19 protein-coding genes are annotated in these 20,742 nt (G+C 72.7%); 8 read left to right on the top strand and 11 right to left on the bottom strand.

Annotation, left to right across the window (positions count from 1 at the left end; genetic code table 11):
• Positions 1 to 118 precede the first annotated feature (118 nt).
• The 3 genes from ACZ5GT_RS18340 (at position 119) to ACZ5GT_RS18330 (ending at position 3,126) form a co-directional block, all read left to right on the top strand.
• Positions 119 to 1,027, top strand: coding sequence for an RNA polymerase sigma factor SigF (locus ACZ5GT_RS18340; RefSeq protein ID WP_469024516.1), 909 nt, complete (start codon positions 119 to 121; stop codon positions 1,025 to 1,027).
• Positions 1,028 to 1,338: 311 nt separating this feature from the next.
• Positions 1,339 to 2,232: an RNA polymerase sigma factor SigF gene (locus ACZ5GT_RS18335; protein WP_398280289.1), complete on the top strand. Its 894-nt coding sequence runs from the start codon at positions 1,339 to 1,341 to the stop codon at positions 2,230 to 2,232.
• A 78-nt stretch (positions 2,233 to 2,310) separates the two neighbouring features.
• Positions 2,311 to 3,126 (top strand): hypothetical protein, encoded by an 816-nt coding sequence (locus ACZ5GT_RS18330; protein ID WP_469024511.1) that lies wholly within the window; start codon positions 2,311 to 2,313, stop codon positions 3,124 to 3,126.
• A 43-nt stretch (positions 3,127 to 3,169) separates the two neighbouring features.
• Here the strand turns inward: ACZ5GT_RS18330 and ACZ5GT_RS18325 are convergent, their stop codons facing one another.
• A complete protein-coding gene (locus tag ACZ5GT_RS18325) occupies positions 3,170 to 3,364 on the bottom strand; it encodes a hypothetical protein (protein WP_469024506.1) in 195 nt (64 codons plus the stop codon).
• 194 nt (positions 3,365 to 3,558) lie between these two features.
• Here ACZ5GT_RS18325 and ACZ5GT_RS18320 point away from each other — a divergent pair, with 194 nt between their 5' ends.
• The 3 genes from ACZ5GT_RS18320 to ACZ5GT_RS18310 all read left to right on the top strand — a co-directional run bounded on the left by ACZ5GT_RS18320 (position 3,559) and on the right by ACZ5GT_RS18310 (position 7,574).
• Complete coding sequence (locus ACZ5GT_RS18320; RefSeq protein WP_469024754.1) at positions 3,559 to 4,053, top strand: MarR family winged helix-turn-helix transcriptional regulator; 495 nt, start codon at positions 3,559 to 3,561, stop codon at positions 4,051 to 4,053.
• Between the two features lie 85 nt (positions 4,054 to 4,138).
• Positions 4,139 to 6,646 carry an MFS transporter gene (locus ACZ5GT_RS18315; protein ID WP_469024751.1) on the top strand — a complete coding sequence of 836 codons (2,508 nt, stop codon included), beginning with the start codon at positions 4,139 to 4,141 and terminating at the stop codon, positions 6,644 to 6,646.
• Positions 6,647 to 6,752: 106 nt separating this feature from the next.
• Positions 6,753 to 7,574, top strand: a complete 822-nt coding sequence (locus ACZ5GT_RS18310; protein WP_469024501.1) for a YceI family protein — start codon at positions 6,753 to 6,755, stop codon at positions 7,572 to 7,574.
• A 656-nt stretch (positions 7,575 to 8,230) separates the two neighbouring features.
• Here ACZ5GT_RS18310 and ACZ5GT_RS18305 read toward each other — a convergent pair.
• Together ACZ5GT_RS18305 and ACZ5GT_RS18300 are read right to left on the bottom strand one after the other, a co-directional pair.
• A complete protein-coding gene (locus ACZ5GT_RS18305; protein WP_469024495.1) occupies positions 8,231 to 8,929 on the bottom strand; it encodes a GAF and ANTAR domain-containing protein in 699 nt (232 codons plus the stop codon).
• A gap of 85 nt (positions 8,930 to 9,014) precedes the next feature.
• The gene (locus ACZ5GT_RS18300) at positions 9,015 to 9,743 is read right to left on the bottom strand and encodes an ANTAR domain-containing protein (RefSeq protein ID WP_469024492.1); all 729 of its coding nucleotides are present in this window, start codon (positions 9,741 to 9,743) and stop codon (positions 9,015 to 9,017) included.
• A gap of 246 nt (positions 9,744 to 9,989) precedes the next feature.
• Here ACZ5GT_RS18300 and ACZ5GT_RS18295 point away from each other — a divergent pair, with 246 nt between their 5' ends.
• Together ACZ5GT_RS18295 and ACZ5GT_RS18290 are read left to right on the top strand one after the other, a co-directional pair.
• Positions 9,990 to 10,343: an STAS domain-containing protein gene (locus tag ACZ5GT_RS18295; RefSeq protein ID WP_469024488.1), complete on the top strand. Its 354-nt coding sequence runs from the start codon at positions 9,990 to 9,992 to the stop codon at positions 10,341 to 10,343.
• 60 nt (positions 10,344 to 10,403) lie between these two features.
• Positions 10,404 to 10,874 (top strand): PPOX class F420-dependent oxidoreductase, encoded by a 471-nt coding sequence (locus ACZ5GT_RS18290; RefSeq protein ID WP_469024482.1) that lies wholly within the window; start codon positions 10,404 to 10,406, stop codon positions 10,872 to 10,874.
• Between the two features lie 66 nt (positions 10,875 to 10,940).
• On the opposite strand, the gene ACZ5GT_RS18285 is transcribed toward ACZ5GT_RS18290, so the two are convergent.
• The 8 genes from ACZ5GT_RS18285 to ACZ5GT_RS18250 all read right to left on the bottom strand — a co-directional run bounded on the left by ACZ5GT_RS18285 (position 10,941) and on the right by ACZ5GT_RS18250 (position 20,514).
• A complete protein-coding gene (locus ACZ5GT_RS18285; protein WP_469024478.1) occupies positions 10,941 to 11,699 on the bottom strand; it encodes a TetR/AcrR family transcriptional regulator in 759 nt (252 codons plus the stop codon).
• 205 nt (positions 11,700 to 11,904) lie between these two features.
• Complete coding sequence (locus ACZ5GT_RS18280) at positions 11,905 to 14,199, bottom strand: glycosyltransferase family 39 protein (protein WP_469024475.1); 2,295 nt, start codon at positions 14,197 to 14,199, stop codon at positions 11,905 to 11,907.
• Positions 14,196 to 15,659, bottom strand: coding sequence for a bifunctional glycosyltransferase family 2/GtrA family protein (locus ACZ5GT_RS18275; RefSeq protein WP_469024472.1), 1,464 nt, complete (start codon positions 15,657 to 15,659; stop codon positions 14,196 to 14,198). Before ACZ5GT_RS18275 ends, ACZ5GT_RS18280 begins: the two co-directional genes overlap by 4 nt.
• Before the next feature lie 14 nt (positions 15,660 to 15,673).
• On the bottom strand, positions 15,674 to 17,344 hold the full coding sequence (locus ACZ5GT_RS18270; protein ID WP_469024469.1) for an ATP-binding protein: 1,671 nt from the start codon (positions 17,342 to 17,344) through the stop codon (positions 15,674 to 15,676).
• Positions 17,341 to 18,081, bottom strand: coding sequence for a response regulator transcription factor (locus ACZ5GT_RS18265; RefSeq protein ID WP_398280322.1), 741 nt, complete (start codon positions 18,079 to 18,081; stop codon positions 17,341 to 17,343). The genes ACZ5GT_RS18270 and ACZ5GT_RS18265 overlap by 4 nt, the downstream gene beginning before the upstream one ends.
• 165 nt (positions 18,082 to 18,246) lie before the next feature.
• A complete protein-coding gene (locus ACZ5GT_RS18260; RefSeq protein WP_469024464.1) occupies positions 18,247 to 19,161 on the bottom strand; it encodes an amidohydrolase family protein in 915 nt (304 codons plus the stop codon).
• 49 nt (positions 19,162 to 19,210) lie between these two features.
• The gene (locus ACZ5GT_RS18255; RefSeq protein WP_469024457.1) at positions 19,211 to 20,086 is read right to left on the bottom strand and encodes a DUF2797 domain-containing protein; all 876 of its coding nucleotides are present in this window, start codon (positions 20,084 to 20,086) and stop codon (positions 19,211 to 19,213) included.
• A 53-nt stretch (positions 20,087 to 20,139) separates the two neighbouring features.
• On the bottom strand, positions 20,140 to 20,514 hold the full coding sequence (locus ACZ5GT_RS18250; protein WP_469024449.1) for an HGxxPAAW family protein: 375 nt from the start codon (positions 20,512 to 20,514) through the stop codon (positions 20,140 to 20,142).
• Positions 20,515 to 20,742 lie beyond the last annotated feature (228 nt).

Raw genomic sequence — 20,742 nt, 5'->3', positions numbered from 1 at the left:
GGGCTTTCTCGCGTTCACCGGCCAACTCGTCCCTCAACACGGCGTTATACGGTGCTTGCACACAGTGCACATGTCTTGTGATGCTATGACCGCTTTTGACGGATGAGTTGACCGATGTATGACCGATGAAGAGGTGGCGTTGACCGTGTCGGCCAGTACTGCGCCTCCCCAGGACGTCACCGATCCCGCGCCCGCTCCCGACCCCACTCCCGACCCCGCCCCCGACCCCGCCCCCGACTCCGCGCCCGCCGCCGACCGGCGCAGCCGCGGCGCGGACACCCGGGCCCTCACCCAGGTGCTCTTCGCCGAGCTCAAGCAGTTGCGGCCGGGCACCCCCGAGCACGACCGGGTGCGCGGTGCGCTGATCGAGGCCAACCTCCCGTTGGTGCGCTACGCCGCCGCCCGCTTCCGCTCCCGCAACGAGCCGATGGAGGACGTGGTCCAGGTCGGCACCATCGGGCTGATCAACGCCATCGACCGCTTCGACCCGGACCGGGGCGTGCAGTTCCCGACGTTCGCGATGCCGACGGTCGTCGGCGAGATCAAGCGGTACTTCCGCGACAACGTCCGCACCGTCCACGTACCGCGCCGCCTCCACGAACTGTGGGTGCAGGTCAACAGCGCCACCGAGGACCTGACGACCGCCTTCGGGCGCAGCCCGACGACCGCCGAGATCGCCGAGCGGCTGCGCATCACCGAGGAGGAGGTGCTCTCCTGCATCGAGGCCGGGCGGTCGTACCACGCGACCTCCCTGGAGGCCGCCCAGGAGGGCGACGGGCTGCCGGGGCTGCTGGACCGGCTCGGCTACGAGGACCCGGCGCTGGACGGCGTGGAGCACCGCGATCTGGTCCGGCATCTGCTCGTCCAACTCCCCGAGCGGGAACAGCGAATCCTTCTTCTGCGGTACTACAGCAATCTCACCCAGTCGCAGATCAGCGCGGAACTCGGCGTGTCACAGATGCACGTCTCACGGCTACTCGCGCGTAGCTTTCAGCGGCTGCGGTCCGCGAACCGCATCGAGGCATAAGAGGCGCACGGGAGCACACCGGGAACACGTCAGGAACTCCGCAGTTCGCAAGCAGGATCGACGGGTCACCGATGCGAGCGAATCGCCCACCAGCACTCTTCCCGACAGTTTCGCGCTGAAAAAGCCTCAGACCCCCTCTTTCCAGGGCCGATTCGACTCTTACGTGTCGACATGTCACTACAGCGTGTTGCCGACATGTGACATTCTTCCGGAAGCGCGTTTGCCGCGGCTTCGGCTCCGGTATTCAGGTGAAGGCTGCGTTCCTCGATGGGACGTTCGCCGCGACCGTCCCGCGACCCAGAGGGGGTGGCATGTCCGTAGAACAGGGCAGCTCCAAGGTGCTCACGCTCACGAAGAGCGAGGTGGCGCCCGCAGAGCCCGACGTGCTCGACGACGTGGTGGCTCTCGAGGCCGCGCCGGCCCCGGCCCTCCCGGCCTCGGAGACCATCGACACCCGCACCCTGTCCCGCTCCCTCTTCCTGCGGCTGGCCGCCCTCGACGAGAACAGCCCCGAGCGCGCGTACGTCCGGGACACCCTGATCGAGCTCAACCTCCCGCTGGTGCGCTACGCGGCCGCCCGCTTCCGCTCGCGCAACGAGCCGATGGAGGACATCGTCCAGGTCGGCACCATCGGCCTGATCAAGGCGATCGACCGCTTCGACTGCGAACGCGGCGTGGAGTTCCCGACGTTCGCGATGCCGACGGTCGTCGGCGAGATCAAGCGGTTCTTCCGCGACACCTCGTGGTCGGTGCGCGTGCCGCGCCGCCTCCAGGAACTGCGGCTGGCCCTGACGAAGGCCAGCGACGAGCTCTCGCAGAAGCTGGACCGCTCGCCGACGGTCACCGAACTCGCCGGCGCGCTCGGCGTCTCGGAGGAGGACGTCGTCGACGGCCTCGCGGTCGGCAACGCCTACACCGCCTCCTCGCTGGACTCCCCGGCGCCCGAGGACGACGGCGGCGAGGGCTCCCTCGCGGACCGCCTCGGCTACGAGGACAGCGCCCTGGAGGGCGTCGAGTACCGCGAGTCCCTCAAGCCCCTGCTGGCCAAGCTCCCGCCCCGGGAGCGGCGGATCATCATGCTGCGCTTCTTCGCCAACATGACCCAGTCGCAGATCGGCGAGGAGGTGGGCATCTCCCAGATGCACGTCTCGCGACTGCTGACCCGGACCCTGTCCCAGCTCCGCGAGGGGCTCATCTCCGACTGAGGGGTTCCGTCCAGTTCTCAGACAGGGGTTCCCTTCCGGGGGGTTCTCTTCTGACGGGGCGTCAGCCACACTGGCGCGATGCTTCGCGGGTCTTCTCGGACTACGACGACATGGACACCCGGCCGTCGGCGCGCCCTGATCGGCGCGTCGGCGGCCGTCGTCTGCCTGGGCGGCGTCCTGGGCGCCTGCGCCGGCGACGACGGGGGCGGCGGATACGTCGCGACCGGTGCGGCGGGCGGGCCGCCGGCGGCCTCGGGCGCGGCCGCGGCGCCGACGGGCGGGGTGCGGCTGGTTCCGCTCGACGGGGACGGCGGGAACGGCGGCGCCTCGAGTGACGGTGGCGGCGAGGGTGACCGGCGGGCGGCGGGTGCGAGTCCGGCCGCGGATGCGGGCGGCTCAACGGCTCACGGCGGTGCTCCGGACCCCGGTGGCACTCCCCGGGACACGCCGACGACGGCGTCCGGCACGCACGGCGGTACCGGCGGGCCGGGCGACGGCACGCCCTCCTCCGGGGGTGGGCCGGCCGGCCCGGGCTCTCCGGCGCCGACGCCCGCTCAGCCGACTCCCGGTCAGCCGACGCCCGCCGGCCCCGCCGTGCTGAGCTGGGGCGAGCCGGAGCGGGAGGCGACGGACCGGCGGTGGTGCGAGAAGGTGACCGTCGCCTTCGACAACTCCGGCGGCAGCGCGGTGCGTTCGGGCACCGTCACGTTCGGCACCCATGTCGTCGGCGCGCTCGGCGTCGACTGGGGGACCGTCGAGTCCACTGTGGGACTTCCGGCGCCGATCGGGGCCGGCACTCGGACGGAGCGGACCTGGACGGTGTGCGTGGACTGGTGGCGGGTGCCGCTCGGCATGCACATCGAGACGCGGGACGTCTCCGTCCGGTGGGAGTAGCCGGGCAGCCCGGCCGCCGGGGGCGGCTCGGGCGCGGTCCGTTCTACTTGAACGCCAGCCAGGCCACCGCGGCGACGATCGCGACGGCGACCACGATGCCGACGATCAGGCCGACGCGCGGGCCGGACGACGCGGCCGCCTGCTGCTGGGCCGGCGGCGCCTCGTCGACGAAGGCACGGAACATCTGGGTGCTGCCTGCGGGGTCGTGGTTGCCCTGGGGGCCCTGGGGGTTAGCCATAGCCCGGAACACTAGCGAATACCGGGTGGGGACCCAAGTGCGGGGCGGCCCATCACCACGGACGCCCCCACCTGCGCGTTTACGTCCGCAATACTTGCCTTTGCCAAGTTTTTGGGCCGCGCCCGCCGATTTTGTTTGCCTGCAGCAACCAACAACTCCTATGGTTGCCCTAAGCAACGAACGTGGGAGGTGTCATGGCCGAGCGGGCGCAGTACGAGGAACTGATCCGCCAGTTCAGCGCCTTCGGTGCCGTGAAACGGGAGCTGGGGCGCATCCTGCCGCACGACTGCCCCAGCGGTTCCGCCGCCGTCCTGACGCTCCTCGGACGCCACGGCGACATGCGCATGAGCAAGCTCGCGGAGCTGCTCTCGGTGGACATGTCGGTCACCAGCCGCCACGCCGCGCACCTCGCCGACCAGGGCTGGATCGACCGCTCCCCCGACCCGTCGGACAAGCGGTCCCGGATCCTGCACCTCACACCCGCGGGCCGCGCCCAGCTGGAGGCGCTGTCCGAGCGCACCGCTCAACTGCTCGCCGACCGCCTGAGCGACTGGAGCGACGACGAGGTCGCACAGCTCACCCGGCTCATGGCGCGGCTCAGGTCGAGCTTCGACGACTGCCGCTCCACCGCGCCCCGGCACGCGCCGCCCACACTCGCACCGACCACCCGTACACCCGCAAGCACGTAAGAGAAGGAAGCCCATGGCAACGACCACACCAGCCGGTGTGCGGGCCCACGCCAAGCACGGGGGAGCCTCCTCCGGCGGCGCTCCGATGACGCACCGGCAGATCATGGAGGCGCTCTCCGGGCTGCTGCTCGGGATGTTCGTGGCGATCCTGTCGTCGACGATCGTCTCCAACGCCCTTCCGGAGATCGTCGGCGACCTCGGCGGCGGTCAGTCCGCCTACACCTGGGTCGTCACCGCCAGCCTGCTGGCGATGACGGCGACGACTCCCCTGTGGGGCAAGCTCTCCGACCTGTTCAGCAAGAAGGCTCTCGTCCAGGTCGCCCTGATCGTGTACGTCCTGGGATCGGCCGCCGCGGGTCTGTCGCAGAGCTCGGGGATGCTGATCGCCTGCCGTGTCGTGCAGGGCATCGGCGTCGGCGGTCTGTCGGCCCTGGCCCAGATCGTCATGGCCGCCATGATCTCCCCGCGTGAACGCGGCCGTTACTCCGGCTACCTCGGCGCGACCTTCGCCGTCGCCACCGTCGGCGGCCCGCTGCTCGGCGGTGTCATCACCGACACGTCCTGGCTGGGCTGGCGCTGGTGCTTCTACGTCGGCGTGCCCTTCGCCGTCATCGCGCTGATCGTGCTGCAGAAGACCCTGCACCTGCCCGTCGTCAAGCGGGACGTGAAGGTCGACTGGGCCGGCGCGTTCTTCGTCTCCGCCGCGGTCTCGCTGCTGCTGCTGTGGGTCACCTTCGCCGGTGACAAGTACGACTGGCTGTCGTGGCAGACGTACACGATGATCGCCGGGTCCGTGGTGCTGGGGCTGATCTTCCTGCTGGTCGAGTCGAAGGCCGCCGAGCCGATCATCCCGCTGCGGCTGTTCCGCAACCGCACCATCACCCTGTCGTCGCTCGCCTCGCTGTTCGTGGGTGTGGCGATGTTCTCCGGCACGGTCTTCTTCGCGCAGTACTTCCAGCTGGCCCGGGACGAGTCCCCGACCATGTCCGGCGTCCTGACGATCCCGATGATCGGCGGCCTGTTCGTCTCCTCCACCGTCTCCGGGCAGTTCATCACCCGCACCGGCAAGTGGAAGGCCTGGCTGGTCAGCGGCGGCGTGCTGGTCACCGCGGGGCTGGGCCTGCTGGGCACCATCCGCTACGACACGCAGTACTGGAAGACCGCCGTCTTCATGGCCCTGCTGGGTCTCGGCATCGGCATGATGATGCAGAACCTGGTGCTGTGCACGCAGAACCAGGTCGACCCGCACGACCTCGGCGCGGCCAGCTCCACGGTCACCTTCTTCCGGTCCCTCGGCGGTGCGATGGGCGTCTCCGCGCTCGGCGCCGTCATGGCCAACCGCATCACCGACTACGCCCGGGACGGCATCGCCGGCCTCGGCCCGAAGTACGCCGCGCTGGCGTCCGGCGCCGGCTCCTCCAGCCAGATCCCGGACATGGACAAGCTCCCGGCGCCGCTGCGCACCGTCATGGAGAGCTCCTACGGCCACGGCATCGCGGACGTGTTCCTGATCGCGTCGGGCCTGGCGCTGGTCGCCTTCCTGATCACGCTGTTCATCAAGGAGGTCCCGCTGCGGACCAAGGGCGGACTGGCGCAGGCCGCGGAGAGCGAGACGCCGGCCGGGGCTCCCGCCGAGGCCGCGCCCGCCGTCGAGGCCGCGCCCGCTTCCGTCTCGGCCGTCGAGGCCGGGACTCCCGGCGCCGGGACGGCCGCGGGCCGGGCGGTGTCCGACACGGAGCCGGCGACCGAGGGCGGACGGCAGCTCGCGGCCGTCGCCACGGCGGCCCGCCCCGAGGAGACCTCGGGCGCCCCGGGTGCCCCGGGCCACTCCGACGGCATACCGGTGCGCGGGTTCGTGCGCGGCGCCGAGGGCGTGCCCGTGCCGCAGGCCGCCGTCACGCTGATCTCGCTGACCGGACGGCAGCTGGGCCGGTCGGTCGCGCAGGCCGACGGCTCCTACGCGCTGGACGCGCCGGGCACGGGCTCGTACGTCCTGATCGCCGCCGCCGACGGCTTCCAGCCGCAGGCGTCCACGGTCGTGGTGGGCGGCGAGCCGCTCTCCTACGACGTCCTGCTCAGCGGGACCAGCGGGCTGAACGGTCTGGTGCGGGCCGCGCAGACCGGTGCGCCGGTGAAGGGCGCGATGGTCGTCGTCACCGACGTGCGCGGGGACCTGCTGGCCACCGGGACGACCGGGGAGCAGGGCGAGTTCGGCTTCACGGAGCTGGTGCCGGGTGCCGTGACCGTCGCGGTCAACGCCTCCGGATACCGGCCGCGGGCGCTGCCCGTCGAGGTGGGCGGCACCGGCGTCACCCGGATCGAGGTCGACCTCGACGCGGGCGCCCAGGTCCAGGGCGTCGTACGGTCCCCGCACGGGCCGCTGGCCGACGCCCGGGTGACGCTGGTCGACGCGGCGGGCAACGTGGTCGGCACGGCCACCACCGGGTCGGACGGCGCGTACGCCTTCGCCGACCTGGACGGCGGCGAGTACACGGTGATCGCGACCGGCTACCCCCCGGTGGCCACCGCGCTCACCGTCAGCGGCCGCGGAGTCGACGACCACGACATCGAACTGGCCCACCCGGGCGAGTAGTTCGGAACCGACCCCGGCCCGTGGCGGTGGCGCACTGTGAGCGGCGGTGCGCCCGCCACGGGCCGGTCTCTTTCACGACCACGTGCTGTTGCAGGGAGAAAACGGGATGGGACTGACCGCGAGGATCCGCACGCGGGACGGATGGGCCGTGTCGCACGCGGTCGTCACGGTGACCGACATGACCGGCGCGCAGGTGCTGCGGGCCGAGGCGGACGCCGAGGGAACCGTACGGGACACGACCGGGCTCGCTCCCGGGCCGTACACCGTCATCGTCACGGCCGTCGGGTACGCGCCCGCCGCCGTGACCGCGATCGTCACCGCGAGCAGGCGGGCGGAGGTCGGCACGGTGACGCTGGCCCCGCAGGGCGGCACCGAGCTGCCGGCGCCCGGGCCGTGGACCATCGACCCGGCGCACTCCGCGGTGACCGCCGTCGCCCGGCACCTGGGGATCTCCAGTGTCCGCGGCCGGTTCACCGAGTTCGCCGGACGCGTCGAGATCGCCCCGGACGAGGTGGAGAAGTCGAGCGTCGAGGCCGTCATCCGGGCCGCGTCCATCGACACCGGCAACGGCATGCGCGACGGCCACCTGCGCTCGCCCGACTTCCTGGACGTCGAGAAGTACCCGGAGATCGTCTACCGCTCGACGGGCCTGACGGCGGCCGGGCCGGACCGCTGGACGGTGCACGGCGAGCTGACGCTGCACGGCGTCGTACGGCCCGTCGACCTCGACCTCGCCTACCTCGGCACCGGCGCCGACCCGTGGGGCGGCACCCGCGTCGCGTTCCGCGCGACGACGGAGCTGCGCCGCGAGGACTTCGCCATGCACTACAACCAGGTCGTGCAGGCGGGCATCGCCGCGATCGGCACGACGCTGAAGGTGGAACTGGACATCCAGGCGGTACAGGGCGAGATCCTGCCCCAGCAGTAAGCGGTACGGGGCGAGGCCCTGCCTCAGCCGTACCCCGGCCGCCGCGCGCCGGAGACCCGGCACCACACGGCCCCGCAGCGGCCGCAACCGGCGCGGGGAAGCCGGCACGGGGCCGACCCGACGCAGACCGGCCGGGTGCAAGGCATTCCAGCGCGGGCCGGACCGGCGCGGAGCAGCCCGGCCCGGGGGCAGCCCGGCGCGGCACAGGGCACTCCGCCACAGACCAGCCCGCGTGGCCCGGGGCCGACGCGGACCGGAGCAGGCGGGCGGGGCCATGTGTGCCTCCACGCCGGCCTGCCGGACACGCGGCAATCCGGCGCACGCCGGCCGGCACAGACCGGCCCGACGCACGCCAGCCGACACAGGCCGGCCCGGCACACGCCGGCCCGCGCGGAGCAGCCCGGCGTGGAGGCCCGGCGCAGGGAGCCGGCTGCCGTCGGCTCGACGCGGACCAGACGGGCGCGCACCGGTCCGACCCGCACTGGTCCGACACGGTCCGACCCGGGCCGGCTCGCGCAGACGGGCCCGGTGGGGGCCATGTTCGGCGCCCGCCTGCTGAACGCGGGGCGATCCAACGTCGGCCCCGTACAGGCCGGTGCGGGACACGGCAGCGGGCCCGGTGCGGCCGGGCGCGTGGGGTGGTGTCGGGGTGGGCGTCAGTTGCCCGCGGTGCGGGTGACGAGTTCGGCGCAGAGGTCGCGCAGCTTCATGTTCGCGTTCTGGGAGACGCGGCGCAGGCGCTCCATGGCCGTGGCGGCGTTGATGTGCTCCTGGGCCATGAGGATGCCGATCGCCTGGTCGATGACGCTGCGGGAGAGCAGGGCGGTGCGGACGTCGGCGACGGAGTCCGCCTCGCGTTCCACGCGCAGCGCGAGACTGACGGCGTCCGCGGCCTGCGCGGCGAAGGCGCGGGCGGCCCGCCGGCCGGTGCCCAGGGCGCCCGGCTCGACGCCGTAGAAGTTGACGGCGGCGCCCCCTTCGTCATGCACGACGAGCGGCAGGGCCAAGACGCAGCGGACGCCGACGGAGCGGGCGTAGGCCGTGTAGCGCGGCCAGCGGGTCTCGGCGGCGAGGTCCGGCGCGTACTGTTCCAGGCCGGTGTCGGCGGCCTCGACGCAGGGGCCCGAGCCGTTCTCGTACTGGCGCTGGTCGAGACCGTTGACCAGGTCGCTGCTGCCCGCCAGGGTCAGCAGGCGGTCGCCCCGGCGCACGGTGACGCTGCACGCGGCGGCGCCGGGCACCGCCCGGACCGCTCGGTCGGTCAGGTCCCGCAGCAGCGTGTCGAGTCCGCCGCTGCGGGCGATCGCCATCTCCAACGTGTCGGAGCCGGATGTGCCGGGCGTGTCAGGACTCATGAGAGTACTGATAACCCGGAAGGCCGCGGACAAGCACGGACCGGACCGTGGCGGACGCCGCACCGCCGCCCGCGCTCCCGCACCCTCAGGCCGGCCGGTTGCTCGCGTCGACGATGCGTCGGGCCAGGTCGCGCAGCTTGACGTTCTCCCGCTGCGAGGCCCGCACCAGGCTGTCGAACGCCTCGGCCGCGTCCATGTTCATGCGCTCCATGAGGATGCCGGTGGCCTGGCCGATCAGGTCGCGGGTGCGCATCGCCTCGGTGAGCTGCTCACGCACCGTCGTGGAGTCCAGGGCCAGGCTGACGTGTGCGGTGAACAGGCGGCCGATGCGGGTGGCGGCCTCGTCGAAGGCCCGGGGCCGGCGCGCGTACGCGGTCAGCACGGTCAGCCGCCGCCGGTCGGTGCGCAGCCGCAGCGCGAGCGCGGAGCGCAGCCCCAGGTCCGCCAGCCCGCCGCCGCCCTCCTCGGTCTCGCTGTCGTCCAGGCGGACTACGGGCCGGTGCCAGAGCCCGTCCCAGTACGACTGCTGCCGGTCCCCGTCCGCGCTCGACGCCTCCGCGGCGCGGACGATCTCGTCGGTCCAGGCGACCGTGCGCGGGTGGCTGTCGCCGTCGAGCACGGAGACGCCGGCGTGCTCGGCGCCCGGCAGCAGCCGCACGGCCAGCCGGGCCGCGGTGCGCATGGCGCTGTTGGGGGTGACGGTGTCGTGCAGTTGCTGTGCCGCCACCGTCAGGGCTTCGGCCAGCTCGAAACCCACTGGAAAGGGGGGCAAATCAGAAAATTCAGGCGCAGTCACCACGAACCTCTTCGGCATGCACGGCCGACAAGCCGTGCGCAGGAGAGCTCCGCAGCACATTCCTGACTGCGAGCACAGTACGGACAGCACTTTATCCGTTCTCCCGCACGCCGATCACGTTCTCCCGCACGCCGGTCCCGTCCGCCCGGCCATCGCTACGACCGCCTTTCCAAGGATCCATGAGGCATGGTGGAATGACGGCAGGTCGGGAAGTGGCCTCCCCCGGATTCCGGACGTCCGTCTGCCGTCTGCCAGGTGAGTGCGATGACCTTCCTGCTGGCCCTCTGCCAGGTCGATGACCTGCCCAGATGCACACTGATCACCCTCCCCGACGAGATCGACCTCGCCAACGGGGCCCTGCTGCTCGACGCCGTGGCCGCCGCCGTGGCCCCCCGCCTCGACCGGATGGACCTGCTGGTGCTGGACCTGACCGGCACCGGCTTCATGGACTCCCAGGGCGCCCGCCTCGTCGGGGACGTCCACCGCTTGCTGGCCGGCCGCGCCCCGCTGCGGGTCGTGGCGGCGCCGGGCGGCCTGCCCAGCCGCGTCCTGGAGCTGACCGGCATACGCCGGGACGTGCCCGTCTTCGACAACCTGCCGGAGGCACTCTCGGGGTGAGCGGCGCGGCGCGGAACCGCGCGACACGCCCGGGCCGGCGAGACATCCTAGGCTGACGCCATGGCACCCAACATCGCGACCAACACCCGCGTCTCCCTCGACGAGCTGCTGGACTTCGTACGGCCCCGCCACCGCGCGATCCTGCTGACCCGGCGTGCCGACGGCAGCCCGCAGGGCTCCCCGCTGACCTGCGGCGTCGACGACTCCGGCCGGATCGTCGTCTCCACCTACCCCGAGCGCGCCAAGACACGCAACGCCAAGCGGGACCCGCAGGTCAGCCTGATCGTGCTGAGCGACGACTGGAACGGGCCCTGGGTCCAGGTCGACGGCACCGCCGAGGTGATCGACACCCCCGACTCCGTCGAGCCGCTGGTCGAGTACTACCGCAACATCGCCGGCGAGCACCCGGACTGGGACGAGTACCGGGCGGCCATGCTGAAGCAGGGCAAGTCGATCATCCGGGTCACGCCCGAGAAGTGGGGTCCGGTGGCCACCGGCGGCTTCCCGGCCCGGCTGGCGTCCCAGGAGTAGCGCGGCCGGCGGACGGGCGGTGACGCGGCCGGCGCGCAGGGCAGCGTGGCCGGCGCCCAGGAGCGGTCAGCCCCGGGCGACCATCGCCTCGATGCCCGCCACCAGCAGTTCCAGGGCGTAGGTGAAGTCCCGCTCCCGCATGTCCTGCACCGTGTCGCCGCCGCGGGCCGCCATCAGCTCGGCGGACTCGTGGACGACCTCGGCGGCTTCCGGGGCCCGGGTCGCCGCGCTCATCGCGTGCCGGAAGTACTCGTCCTGGGTCATGCCCGCGGCGGCGGAACGGGCGATGAAGTGGCCCTCGACCGTGCCGTAGCCGTACACGAACTGGAAGACGGCGGAGATGGCGCCGGTCAGACCGTGCACGGGCAGGCCGGTCCCGCGGACGACCTGCTGGACGGCGCGGGAGAACGACAGCGAGTTCGGGCCGATGTTGAGGAACGTGCCGGCCAGCGGGGACAGCCAGGGGTGGCGCACCAGCAGGGCGCGGTACTCCCGGGCCAGCGCCCGCAGCTGGTCGCGCCAGTCCTCGCCGGCGTCCGGGCCGGGCAGGGCCAGCTCGCCGAAGGCCTCGTCGAGGGCGAGTTCGAGCAGGTCGTCCTTGGTGTCGACGTACCAGTAGACGGACATCGCGGTGACGTTCAGCTCGGCGGCCAGGCGGCGCATGGAGAATCCGGCCAGCCCCTCGCCGTCCAGCAGCCGGACCGTCGCCTCGGTGATCCGCTCCCGGTCCAGCCCGGACGGCTGACCGCCGCCGCGCCCGCCCCGGCGGGCCTTGCCCTCCAGCCAGACGCTGGTCCGCCCGGCCCGCTCGGCTGCCCTCACCATGGCGTACCTTCCTCGACGTCGTTCGCCGGCCAGGATGCCAGGTGGCGGCATCCGCCCGCCCGGCTGCGGGCGGCCACCACCCCGAGTCTGCCCGCTCCGCCCCGCGCGCCAACGCGGTGTGAGCCGCGGGACGTTTCCCGCGCTGGACGACAGAACGGAGCAGGGGGGTGGCCGTGGCCACCGCCCTGCTCCGTCCGACGGACCGTCAGTCGCCGGTCTTCTGCGTGAGGTCGTAGAAGGTGGCCGAACCGGCCGTCACCTTCTTGAAGTTGGCCTCCACCCAGGAGGTGATCTGGGAGGACGTGCCGCTGTTGCCGCCCATGCCGCCGCCCATGCCGCCGCTCGCGATGAAGTAGTGGATCTTCCCTTCCGCCACGTACTTCTTGAACTGGGCCAGCGTCGGGGACGGGTCGGTGCCGTTGAAGCCGCCGATCGCCATCACCGGTTCGCCGGTGGAGAGCTGGTAGCTCGCCGCGTTCTGCGAGCCGATGGCCGCGGCGGCCCAGGTGTACTTGTCCGCGTCGGTCTCCAGCAGCTTCTTGGCCTCGGAGCTGACGCTCGCGCCGTTCAGCAGGCCGCCGGCGCCACCGCCGCCGCCCATGCCGCCGCCCTCGCCCATCTGGCCGCCGGGCATGCCGCCCTGCTGGTTCTGGCCCTGGCCCTGGGTGTTGCCGTTGCCGTTCTGCTGGCCCTGCTGGCCGGGCGTGCCGCCCGGGAAGCCGCCGGTGCCGCCGCCGGGGAAGCCGTTGCCCTGCTGCCCCTGCGTGTTGCCGTTGCCGTTCTGCTGGTTCTGCTGCCCCTGCTGGCCCTGCGTGCCGCCCGGGAAGCCGCCCCGCATGCCGCCACCGCCGCCGGGGCCGCCGCCCATGCCGGCGCCCGCCGGACCGGCCGTCACGATGGAGCCGGTGTGCGCGCTGTCGACAGTGCTCAGGGTGTACGCGGTCGGGCCGGCCAGCGCGGCCACCAGGCCCAGGCCCGCCGCCGCGAGGGCGAGCCGCCGGGTGACGCGGCCCGCGAAGATCAGACCGAGCGCGGCGGTCAGACCGCCGATCAGGACCAGCCACTTCAGCCAGGGCAGGTAGTCCGAGGTGCGGTTGAGCAGGACGTAGCCCCAGGCTGCGCTCGCCACGACCGAGGCCGCGAGGGTGAGCGACGCCCACGTCTCGCTCCGCCTCTCCCACAGCAGCGCCGAGCCCATGCCGACCACGACCGCCAGGTAGGGGGCGAGGGCGACCGTGTAGTACTGGTGGAAGATACCCGCCATGTAGCTGAAGACGACCATGGTCGTCAGCAGCGAGCCGCCCCAGACCAGGAACGCGGCGCGGGTCGCGGAGGTGCGCGGCAGCTTGCGGGTGGCCACCAGACCGGCGGCCAGCAGGGTCAGCGCGGCCGGCAGCAGCCAGGAGATCTGGCCGCCGACCTCGGAGCTGAACATCCGGTTCCAGCCGGTCTCGCCCCACATGCCGGTGCCGCCCCCGCCGCCCCCGCCGCCGACGCTGCCGGTCTCGTCGCCGTTCAGGCGGCCGAGGCCGTTGTAGCCGAAGGTCAGCTCCAGGAAGGAGTTGTTCTGCGAGCCGCCGATGTAGGGGCGCGAGGAGGCCGGCCACAGCTCGACGATCGCGACCCACCAGCCACCGGAGACGACCAGCGCGAGCGTCGCCGCCGCCAGTTGTCCGAACCGCTTCTTCAGCGACACCGGCGCGCACACCGCGTACACGATCGCCAGTGGCGGCAGGATCAGGAAGGCCTGCAGGGTCTTGGTGAGGAACGCGAAGCCGATCGCGACCCCGGCCCACAGCAGCCACTTGGTCCGGCCGTCCTCGACCGCGCGGACGACGTAGTAGCAGGCCAGCGACATCAGCAGGGCCAGCATCGCGTCCGGGTTGTTGAACCGGAACATCAGCGCGGCGACGGGAGTGAGCGCGAGCACCGCGCCGGCGATCAGTCCGGCCGCGGGGCTGAACCGGCGGCGCACGGCCGCGTACACGACGGCGACCGTCGCGACGCCCATGAGGACCTCGGGGACCAGGATCGCCCACGAGTTCAGCCCGAAGATCCGCACCGACAGCTCCATCGGCCACAGCGAGGCCGGGGGCTTGTCGACGGTGATGGCGTTGCCCGCGTCCAGCGAGCCGAAGAAGAACGCCTTCCAGCTCTTGCTGCCGGCCTGGACGGCCGCCGAGTAGAAGGAGTTGGCGTAGCCGGAGGCGCTGAGGTTGTAGAGGTAGAGCAGGCCGGTGGCCAGCAGCAGGCCGAGGAGGGCCGGGCGCGCCCAGCGGGGGTCCTCGGGCCGGCCGCGCCACAGTCCGCGGCCGAGCGGCTGCTTCGGTTCGCCCGCCGCGGGGGCGGGCGGGAGCGGCGGCGCCACGGGCTCCTGGGAAGCAGGGGTGAGCGTGTCCGTCACCGGCGCGCTCACCGGCGATGCGCTCGTCGTCGGTGGTCCCCAGGAGGAGGGACCCGGTCCGCCCTCGTGGCTGGTCCGGTCGTAGTCGGTGGTCATCGGAAGTCCCTCGGGTCGGTGTCGGTGGGGCGCACCGGCTGAAGCCGGACGGTGGCGTCCCCCCAGGTGCGGGTGCGGTCCGCGGCTTCACCGGCGCGGACCGGGGCCGGCGTCGGCTGCCGGTACGGCAGCGGCGGGCGCTGGGGCTCGGGCCGCGGCTGCTGAGCGTGGGCCGGCGCGGACGGGGTGTGCGAGGCGATCACGGCCGAGTGCCGCTCCTCCTGGCGGTCGGGGAACACCCACGCCCGGAACAGCAGGAACCGCAGCACCGTCGCCGCGAGGTTGGCGGCGATCAGGACGGCCAGCTCGGTGGAGTGGGCCGGGTCGGACGTCGCCGCGTTGAGAGCGGCGAGCGAACCGCTGGTGAGCGCGAGGCCGATGCCGAAGACGACCAGGCCCTGCGCCTGGTGCCGGACCGCGCCGCCGCGCCCGCGCACCCCGAAGGTCAGGCGGCGGTTGGCCGCGGTGTTGGCGACCGCCGAGACCAGCAGGGCGAGCGCGTTGGCCACCTGGGAGCCGGAGAACATGCGGAAGCCGCTGTAGAGCAGCAGGTAGAACAGCGTCGACAGACCGCCCACCACGCAGAACCCGACGAGCTGGCGGGCCAGCCCCATGGGTACGTCCTTCAGGTCGCGGTCGCGCGGATCGTCGCCGAAGGGACGGGCGAGCCGGTCCAGCGGCAGCGAACCGGTGGCCAGGGCCCTGCCCACGCGCCACACCCCCTTGAGGTCGTCGGTCGCCGTCTTCACGATGTGCACCGTCGAGTCCGGGTCGTCGACCCAGTCGACCGGCACCTCGTGGATGCGCAGGCCCGCACGCTCGGCGAGGACCAGCATCTCGGTGTCGAAGAACCAGCCGGTGTCCTCCACCAGCGGCAGCAGCACCTGGGCGACGTCACGGCGTATCGCCTTGAAGCCGCACTGCGCGTCCGAGAACCGGGCCTGCAGCGAGCCGCGCAGGATGAGGTTGTAGACCCGGCTGATGAACTCCCGCTTGGGACCCCGTACGACGCGGGAGGAACGGGCCAGCCGGGAGCCGATCGCCAGGTCGGAGTGGCCCGAGATCAGCGGCGCCACCAGCGGCAGCAGCGCGTTGAGGTCGGTCGACAGGTCCACGTCCATGTAGGCGAGGACCGGGGCGTCCGAGGCGGACCAGACGGTCCGCAGCGCGCGGCCGCGGCCCTTCTGCTCCAGCCGGAAGGCCCGGACCTCGGGGATGTCCGCCTCCAGCCGCCGGGACACCAGGGGGGTGGTGTCCGTCGAGGCGTTGTCCGCAATCGTGATGCGGAACGCGTACGGGAAAGTGCGCCTGAGGTGCTCGTGCAGTCTCAGCACGCACGGCTGGAGGTCCTTCTCCTCGTTGTAGACGGGGATCACTACGTCCAGAACAGGCGTACCGGCGTCGCCGGCCGGGAGGTGCTCCCGCGCCGGCAGGGTGCCGGGAGAGGAATCGGTTCGCATGGCATCGACTCTCGTCAAGTGCCCTGTCGCACCCATGTGGTGGCGCTGTGCTGTGCCTGTGAGTGCGATTGCCAATTCGTTTCGGGGGCGGGCTGGGGCGTCGCCGGGACGAGGGCCGGCAGATGCACGGTGAACACCGTGCGTCCGGGCATGCTGTCCACGGTGACGGCACCGCCGTGCGCGGTCGCCACGGCCTGCACGATCGCAAGCCCCAGGCCGGTCGAGCCGGTCGTACGGGAGCGCGCCGAGTCGCCGCGGGCGAACCGCTCGAAGACGTGCGGCAGCAGCTCCGGCGGGATGCCCTGGCCGTTGTCCTCGACGTCCACGCACATCCACGGCCCGCGCCGCTGCACCCGCGCGGTGACGGTCGTACCGGGCGGGGTGTGCTTACGGGCGTTGCCGAGCAGGTTGACCAGCACCTGCTGGACGCGGGCCGCGTCGGCCGACACCAGGGCCGGCTCGTCGGGCAGGTCCAGGCGCCAGTTGTGTTCCATGCCGGCCGCGCGGGAGTCGCTGACGGTGTCGACGACGAGGGGGATGAGGTCGGTCTGCTCGAACTGCAGCGGACGGCCCGCGTCCAGCCGGGCGAGCAGCAGCAGGTCCTCCACCAGCAGCGTCATCCGGCCCGCCTCGGACTCGATGCGGCCGAGGGCGTGCCGGGTGTCCGGGCCGACCTGTTCACGGCCGCGTCGGGTCAGCTCGGCGTACCCGCGGATGGAGGCGAGGGGCGTGCGCAGTTCGTGGCTGGCGTCGGCGACGAACTGCCGTACCCGCATCTCGCTCTGCTGGCGTGCGTGCAGGGCGCCGTGGACGTGGTCCAGCATCCGGTTGAGCGCGGCGCCGACCTGGCCGACCTCGGTGTGCGGGTCGGTCTCGGACTCCGGGACGCGCTCGCTGAGGTTGACCTCGCCGGTGTGCAGGGGGAGTTCGGAGACCCGGGTGGCGGTGGCGGCGACCCGGCGCAGCGGGCGGGTGGCGACGCCGACCAGCACGTAACCGGCGATGACGGCGGCGCCGAGACCGGCGGCGGTGACGCTGACCTCGACGAGGATCAGGGTGTTGACGGTGCTGTCGACCTCGCTGGTCGGGAGGGCGACGTAGTACGAGTCGCTGCCGTTCGTGACGTACCGGACGCGGTAGTCCCCGAGGCCCGGGATCGACACGGAGTGCTCGGTGTTGTCCTTCGCCACGGAGGCGAGGGCCGCCTTCTGCGCCGTGCTGAGGCTGCCCGCCTTCATGTCCTTGAACACGCCGTTGCTGTCGCTCGTCTGCTCCGCGACGGCCGCACTGACGATCTTGCCCTTCTGCACGTAGGCGGCGATCGTCCCGAGCTGCGTCGGGGGTTGCTTGACGAACTTGGTCGCCTTCTCACTCGCCGGGATGTCGTCGTCCCGGTCGCCGAGCTGGCCCGCGACCCCGGAGGAACTACTGTTCGAGCCGCCGATCTGACCGCCGGGCGGCTGCTTGCCGTCCATCCGGCCGCCGACCGCGCGCATGGCGACGTCCGCCACCTTGGTGTCGAGCTGGTCGTACAGATGGGACTTCAGCGCCAGCGTCGTCACCGTGCCGATCACCGCGCACACCACGGCGATCAGCGCCACGGAAGCGACGACGAGCCGCGCCCGCAGGGTGCGCGGCTGTCCCGCTCGACGCTTCTGCGGACGCGTTCGTCGTCGCCCGCTCATGACGCGGCGGGCTTGATCAGGTACCCGGCACCCCGGCGGGTGTGGATCATGGGCTCGCGCCCGGCGTCGATCTTCCGGCGCAGGTAGGAGATGTACAGCTCGACCACGTTGGCCTGGCCGCCGAAGTCGTAGGACCACACGCGGTCGAGGATCTGCGCCTTGCTGAGCACGCGCCGCGGGTTGCGCATCAGGAAGCGCAGCAGTTCGAACTCGGTGGCGGTGAGGTGGATGTTCTGGCCGGCCCGCGAGACCTCGTGGCTGTCCTCGTCGAGGGTGAGGTCGCCGACGACCAGCACCGACTCGGAGCGCCGGTCGGCGGCGCCGGAACGGCGGATCAGTCCGCGCAGCCGGGCGACGACCTCCTCGAGGCTGAACGGCTTGGTCACGTAGTCGTCGCCGCCGGCGGTGAGACCGGCGATACGGTCCTCGACCGCGTCCTTGGCGGTGAGGAACAGGACCGGCACGTCGGGCAGCTCGCGGCGCAGCCGCCCCAGGACGGTCAGCCCGTCCATGTCGGGGAGCATCATGTCGAGGACGACGGCGTCGGGGCGGAACTCCCGCGCGGTCTGGACGGCTCCCGTGCCGTCACCGGCACTGCGTATCTGCCAGCCCTCGTAACGCAGGGCCATGGACAGCAGTTCGGTGATCGACAGTTCGTCGTCCACCACCAGGACTCGGACGGGGCTCCCGTCCGGCCTCAGCAGTTCGGTGCGCCCCTGGGGCGAGGTCGTGGTCATGGTGCACACACTGTCGGGGCGCTCTGAGAGCACCCTTTCGGCAACCTGTGATTTCCCTGAGAAACTCACAGGCGCCTCTCAGGCGGCGCCTGGGCGGTGCTTGGGCGGTCCTTGGGCGGCCCTGGGGGTCCCTTACCGCTTCCCCGGCAGGACGCTGACGTGAGGTCACAGCCCGAACAGCCGCGCCCCGTTGTCGTGGCACACGGCGCGCAGCCACGCGTCCCCGAGCCCCAGCTCCTCCAGGGCCCGCAACTGGTGGAGGTAGGGGTAGGGGATGTTGGGGAAGTCACTGCCGAGCAGGATCCGGTCGCCGAGATCGGCCAGCCTGGGCAGCGCGCGCTTCGGGAACGGCGCCAGCCGCTCGCTGAAGTCGGTGAACGCCATGGTGGTGTCCAGCCGCACCTCGTCGTACCGCTCGGCCAGGGCGAGGAAGTCCTCGTACTCCGGCATGCCCATGTGCGCGACGACGAGCCGCAGCCGGGGGTGACGGGCCAGCACGCGGGCGACCGGTTCGGGACCGGTGTGCTTGCCGGGCGCGGGACCGGAACCGCAGTGGATCACCACCGGCGTACCGGCGTCGGCCAGCAGCCCCCACGCCGGGTCGAGCAGTTCGTCGGCCGGGTCGTACGCCCCCACCTGCACGTGCGCCTTGAAGACCCGCGCGCCCGCCTCGACCGCGTCCCGCACGTACGCCTCGACCCCGGGCTCGGGGAAGAGCGTCGAGGTGTGCAGACAGTCCGGGGTGCGGCGGGCGAACTCCACGGCCCAGCCGTTGAGCCACTCGGCCATGCCGGCCTTGTGCGGATAGAGCATCGCCGTGAACGCGCGCACGCCGAACACCCGGATCAGCGCGACCCGTTCGGCCTCCTCGGCCCGGTAGGTGATGGGCCACTCGACACCGCCGGTCAGCGGACCGAGCGCGTCGAAGTACCCCCAGACCTTGCGCAGCACGCGCTCCGGCATGAAGTGCGTGTGGACGTCGATCAGCCCCGGCACCCCGAGCCGCTCCCAGAACCGCCGGACTTCGGCGGCCTCGCCGATGGCGGGCTCGGCGGGGGCGGGCTCTCGGTGATCGCTCATGCCTTCACCCTCACCCGCACAGGCAGGTCAGAACAACCCGTCCGGCAGGTCAGAACAACCCGTCCTGAACCCCCGTGTCCTCCCTGAACTCCCGCACCGGGACGGTGAACCCGCTCCCGTCCGGGGCGGGCACCAGGTCCCAGCCGGTCATCAGCCGGGTGTCCAGCACGACGACCCCGCGCCCGGTCGCGAGATGCAGGTCGGGCCCGGCCGCCGCCAGCAACTCGCCGGCCACCGACCCGCCCGCGACCAGCTCACCGACCTGCCCTGCGGCGGCCGGCAGCCCCGCGATCCCGAACGCCTCCACGTGATCCACCACCCGGCACGGCTCGGGCGCCAGCGACTCCGGCCAGCCGGCCAGCCCCACCGCCCGCGCGTGCAGCGCCGCCACCTCGGCCGCCCGCTCCGCCGCCGACGCGGGCAACCGGGACCGCACCGCCCGCTTCTCGCCGTACGGGATCCGGTCCGGCACCTGAAGCGCGGCCCGCAGCAGTTCTTCGGTCCGCCGGGCGGCCATCAGCGGCCCGGCGCCGAGCCAGCTGAAGCAGACCGCCCCCTGTTCCAGCAGCCGGGCCGAGCCCCGCTCCACCGCGGTGATCCCGACCTTGACCATGCCGGGCCCGAACCACGCCAGGTACACGCGGTACGGCCGCGGGTCGTCCGCGATCGTGTCGGCGGCGACGGAGTGCGCCCGGTCCAGCCGCGCGCACTCCTCGCACCGCGCCCCCGTGCTCCGCCCCGGCACGCCCGCCCGCACCGGACACGGATTCCCCCTGGCTCCCACGCAGGTCCGCCCACCCCCGTCCACGACCGCGAAAGCCACGCGCTTCCCCGGCACCAGCGCGCTGCGCCGCCCGCCGTCCCAGACCAGCACGGGACGACCCCGCGCCCAGCGCAGCCCCGCACACTTCCATGCCTGTGCCATCACTCACGAGCGTAGGCGGAGCCACTGACATTGAGCCTGGCAGTTCCTGTTACTCAGATTCCGGTGGTCGTGGCTCTGCCACTGACCGGCGTCCTGCTGGACTGGCTTCCGGCTGCATCCGCACGGCGCGCTCCGCGCCCCGCCAGCCGACATCCCGCGCACCCCGGATGCCCCTCCCGGGCGGTGAGGTCCCGCACCCGCCAGTCCCACTGGTCCCTGGGCCGCGGCCCCGACGGCTTGCCCCACCCGGCGAGGTGCAGCACCCACATGACCAGGACGCTCGCCGCCACGACCGCGAGCCCCCCGGCCAGCACCGCGCCGGACGCCACGCAGACTCCCACCCCGGTCACCGCCGCCCCGACGACCGCGCCCCCGAAGCCGGTCCACCCCGCGACGGTATGCCCCTCGTCATACTGATGTGCGCCCACCCAGCACTCCCTCCCTGCGGGACAGGCCCGCACGCCGTCCTGACGGACTGGTTCACCCGGGCCAGCGCACTGGCCGCGGACTACCTGGAGGAACACTGCCGGACGGACTGAAGCACCCGCCTGATCCGGGGCCGGGGCCGGGGCCGGGGCCGGGGCCGGGGCCGGGGCCGGGGCCGGGGCCGGGGCCGGGGCCGGGGCCGGGGCCGGGGCCGGGGCCGGGGCCGGGGC

Source organism: Streptomyces sp. NPDC031340 (assembly GCF_055569945.1).
Note: the sequence above shows the minus strand (reverse complement) of the source record. Positions and strands in the feature narration are given on the sequence as shown.

What these genes read in the sequence shown, in the direction of transcription:
- ACZ5GT_RS18340 (WP_469024516.1), top strand. Translation starts at nt 119, where the DNA reads ATGACCGATGAAGAGGTGGCGTTGACCGTGTCGGCCAGTACTGCGCCT.
- ACZ5GT_RS18335 (WP_398280289.1), top strand. Translation starts at nt 1,339, where the DNA reads ATGTCCGTAGAACAGGGCAGCTCCAAGGTGCTCACGCTCACGAAGAGC.
- ACZ5GT_RS18330 (WP_469024511.1), top strand. Translation starts at nt 2,311, where the DNA reads ATGCTTCGCGGGTCTTCTCGGACTACGACGACATGGACACCCGGCCGT.
- ACZ5GT_RS18325 (WP_469024506.1), bottom strand. Translation starts at nt 3,364, where the DNA reads ATGGCTAACCCCCAGGGCCCCCAGGGCAACCACGACCCCGCAGGCAGC.
- ACZ5GT_RS18320 (WP_469024754.1), top strand. Translation starts at nt 3,559, where the DNA reads ATGGCCGAGCGGGCGCAGTACGAGGAACTGATCCGCCAGTTCAGCGCC.
- ACZ5GT_RS18315 (WP_469024751.1), top strand. Translation starts at nt 4,139, where the DNA reads ATGACGCACCGGCAGATCATGGAGGCGCTCTCCGGGCTGCTGCTCGGG.
- ACZ5GT_RS18310 (WP_469024501.1), top strand. Translation starts at nt 6,753, where the DNA reads ATGGGACTGACCGCGAGGATCCGCACGCGGGACGGATGGGCCGTGTCG.
- ACZ5GT_RS18305 (WP_469024495.1), bottom strand. Translation starts at nt 8,929, where the DNA reads ATGAGTCCTGACACGCCCGGCACATCCGGCTCCGACACGTTGGAGATG.
- ACZ5GT_RS18300 (WP_469024492.1), bottom strand. Translation starts at nt 9,743, where the DNA reads ATGCCGAAGAGGTTCGTGGTGACTGCGCCTGAATTTTCTGATTTGCCC.
- ACZ5GT_RS18295 (WP_469024488.1), top strand. Translation starts at nt 9,990, where the DNA reads ATGACCTTCCTGCTGGCCCTCTGCCAGGTCGATGACCTGCCCAGATGC.
- ACZ5GT_RS18290 (WP_469024482.1), top strand. Translation starts at nt 10,404, where the DNA reads ATGGCACCCAACATCGCGACCAACACCCGCGTCTCCCTCGACGAGCTG.
- ACZ5GT_RS18285 (WP_469024478.1), bottom strand. Translation starts at nt 11,699, where the DNA reads ATGGTGAGGGCAGCCGAGCGGGCCGGGCGGACCAGCGTCTGGCTGGAG.
- ACZ5GT_RS18280 (WP_469024475.1), bottom strand. Translation starts at nt 14,199, where the DNA reads ATGACCACCGACTACGACCGGACCAGCCACGAGGGCGGACCGGGTCCC.
- ACZ5GT_RS18275 (WP_469024472.1), bottom strand. Translation starts at nt 15,659, where the DNA reads ATGCGAACCGATTCCTCTCCCGGCACCCTGCCGGCGCGGGAGCACCTC.
- ACZ5GT_RS18270 (WP_469024469.1), bottom strand. Translation starts at nt 17,344, where the DNA reads ATGAGCGGGCGACGACGAACGCGTCCGCAGAAGCGTCGAGCGGGACAG.
- ACZ5GT_RS18265 (WP_398280322.1), bottom strand. Translation starts at nt 18,081, where the DNA reads ATGACCACGACCTCGCCCCAGGGGCGCACCGAACTGCTGAGGCCGGAC.
- ACZ5GT_RS18260 (WP_469024464.1), bottom strand. Translation starts at nt 19,161, where the DNA reads ATGAGCGATCACCGAGAGCCCGCCCCCGCCGAGCCCGCCATCGGCGAG.
- ACZ5GT_RS18255 (WP_469024457.1), bottom strand. Translation starts at nt 20,086, where the DNA reads ATGGCACAGGCATGGAAGTGTGCGGGGCTGCGCTGGGCGCGGGGTCGT.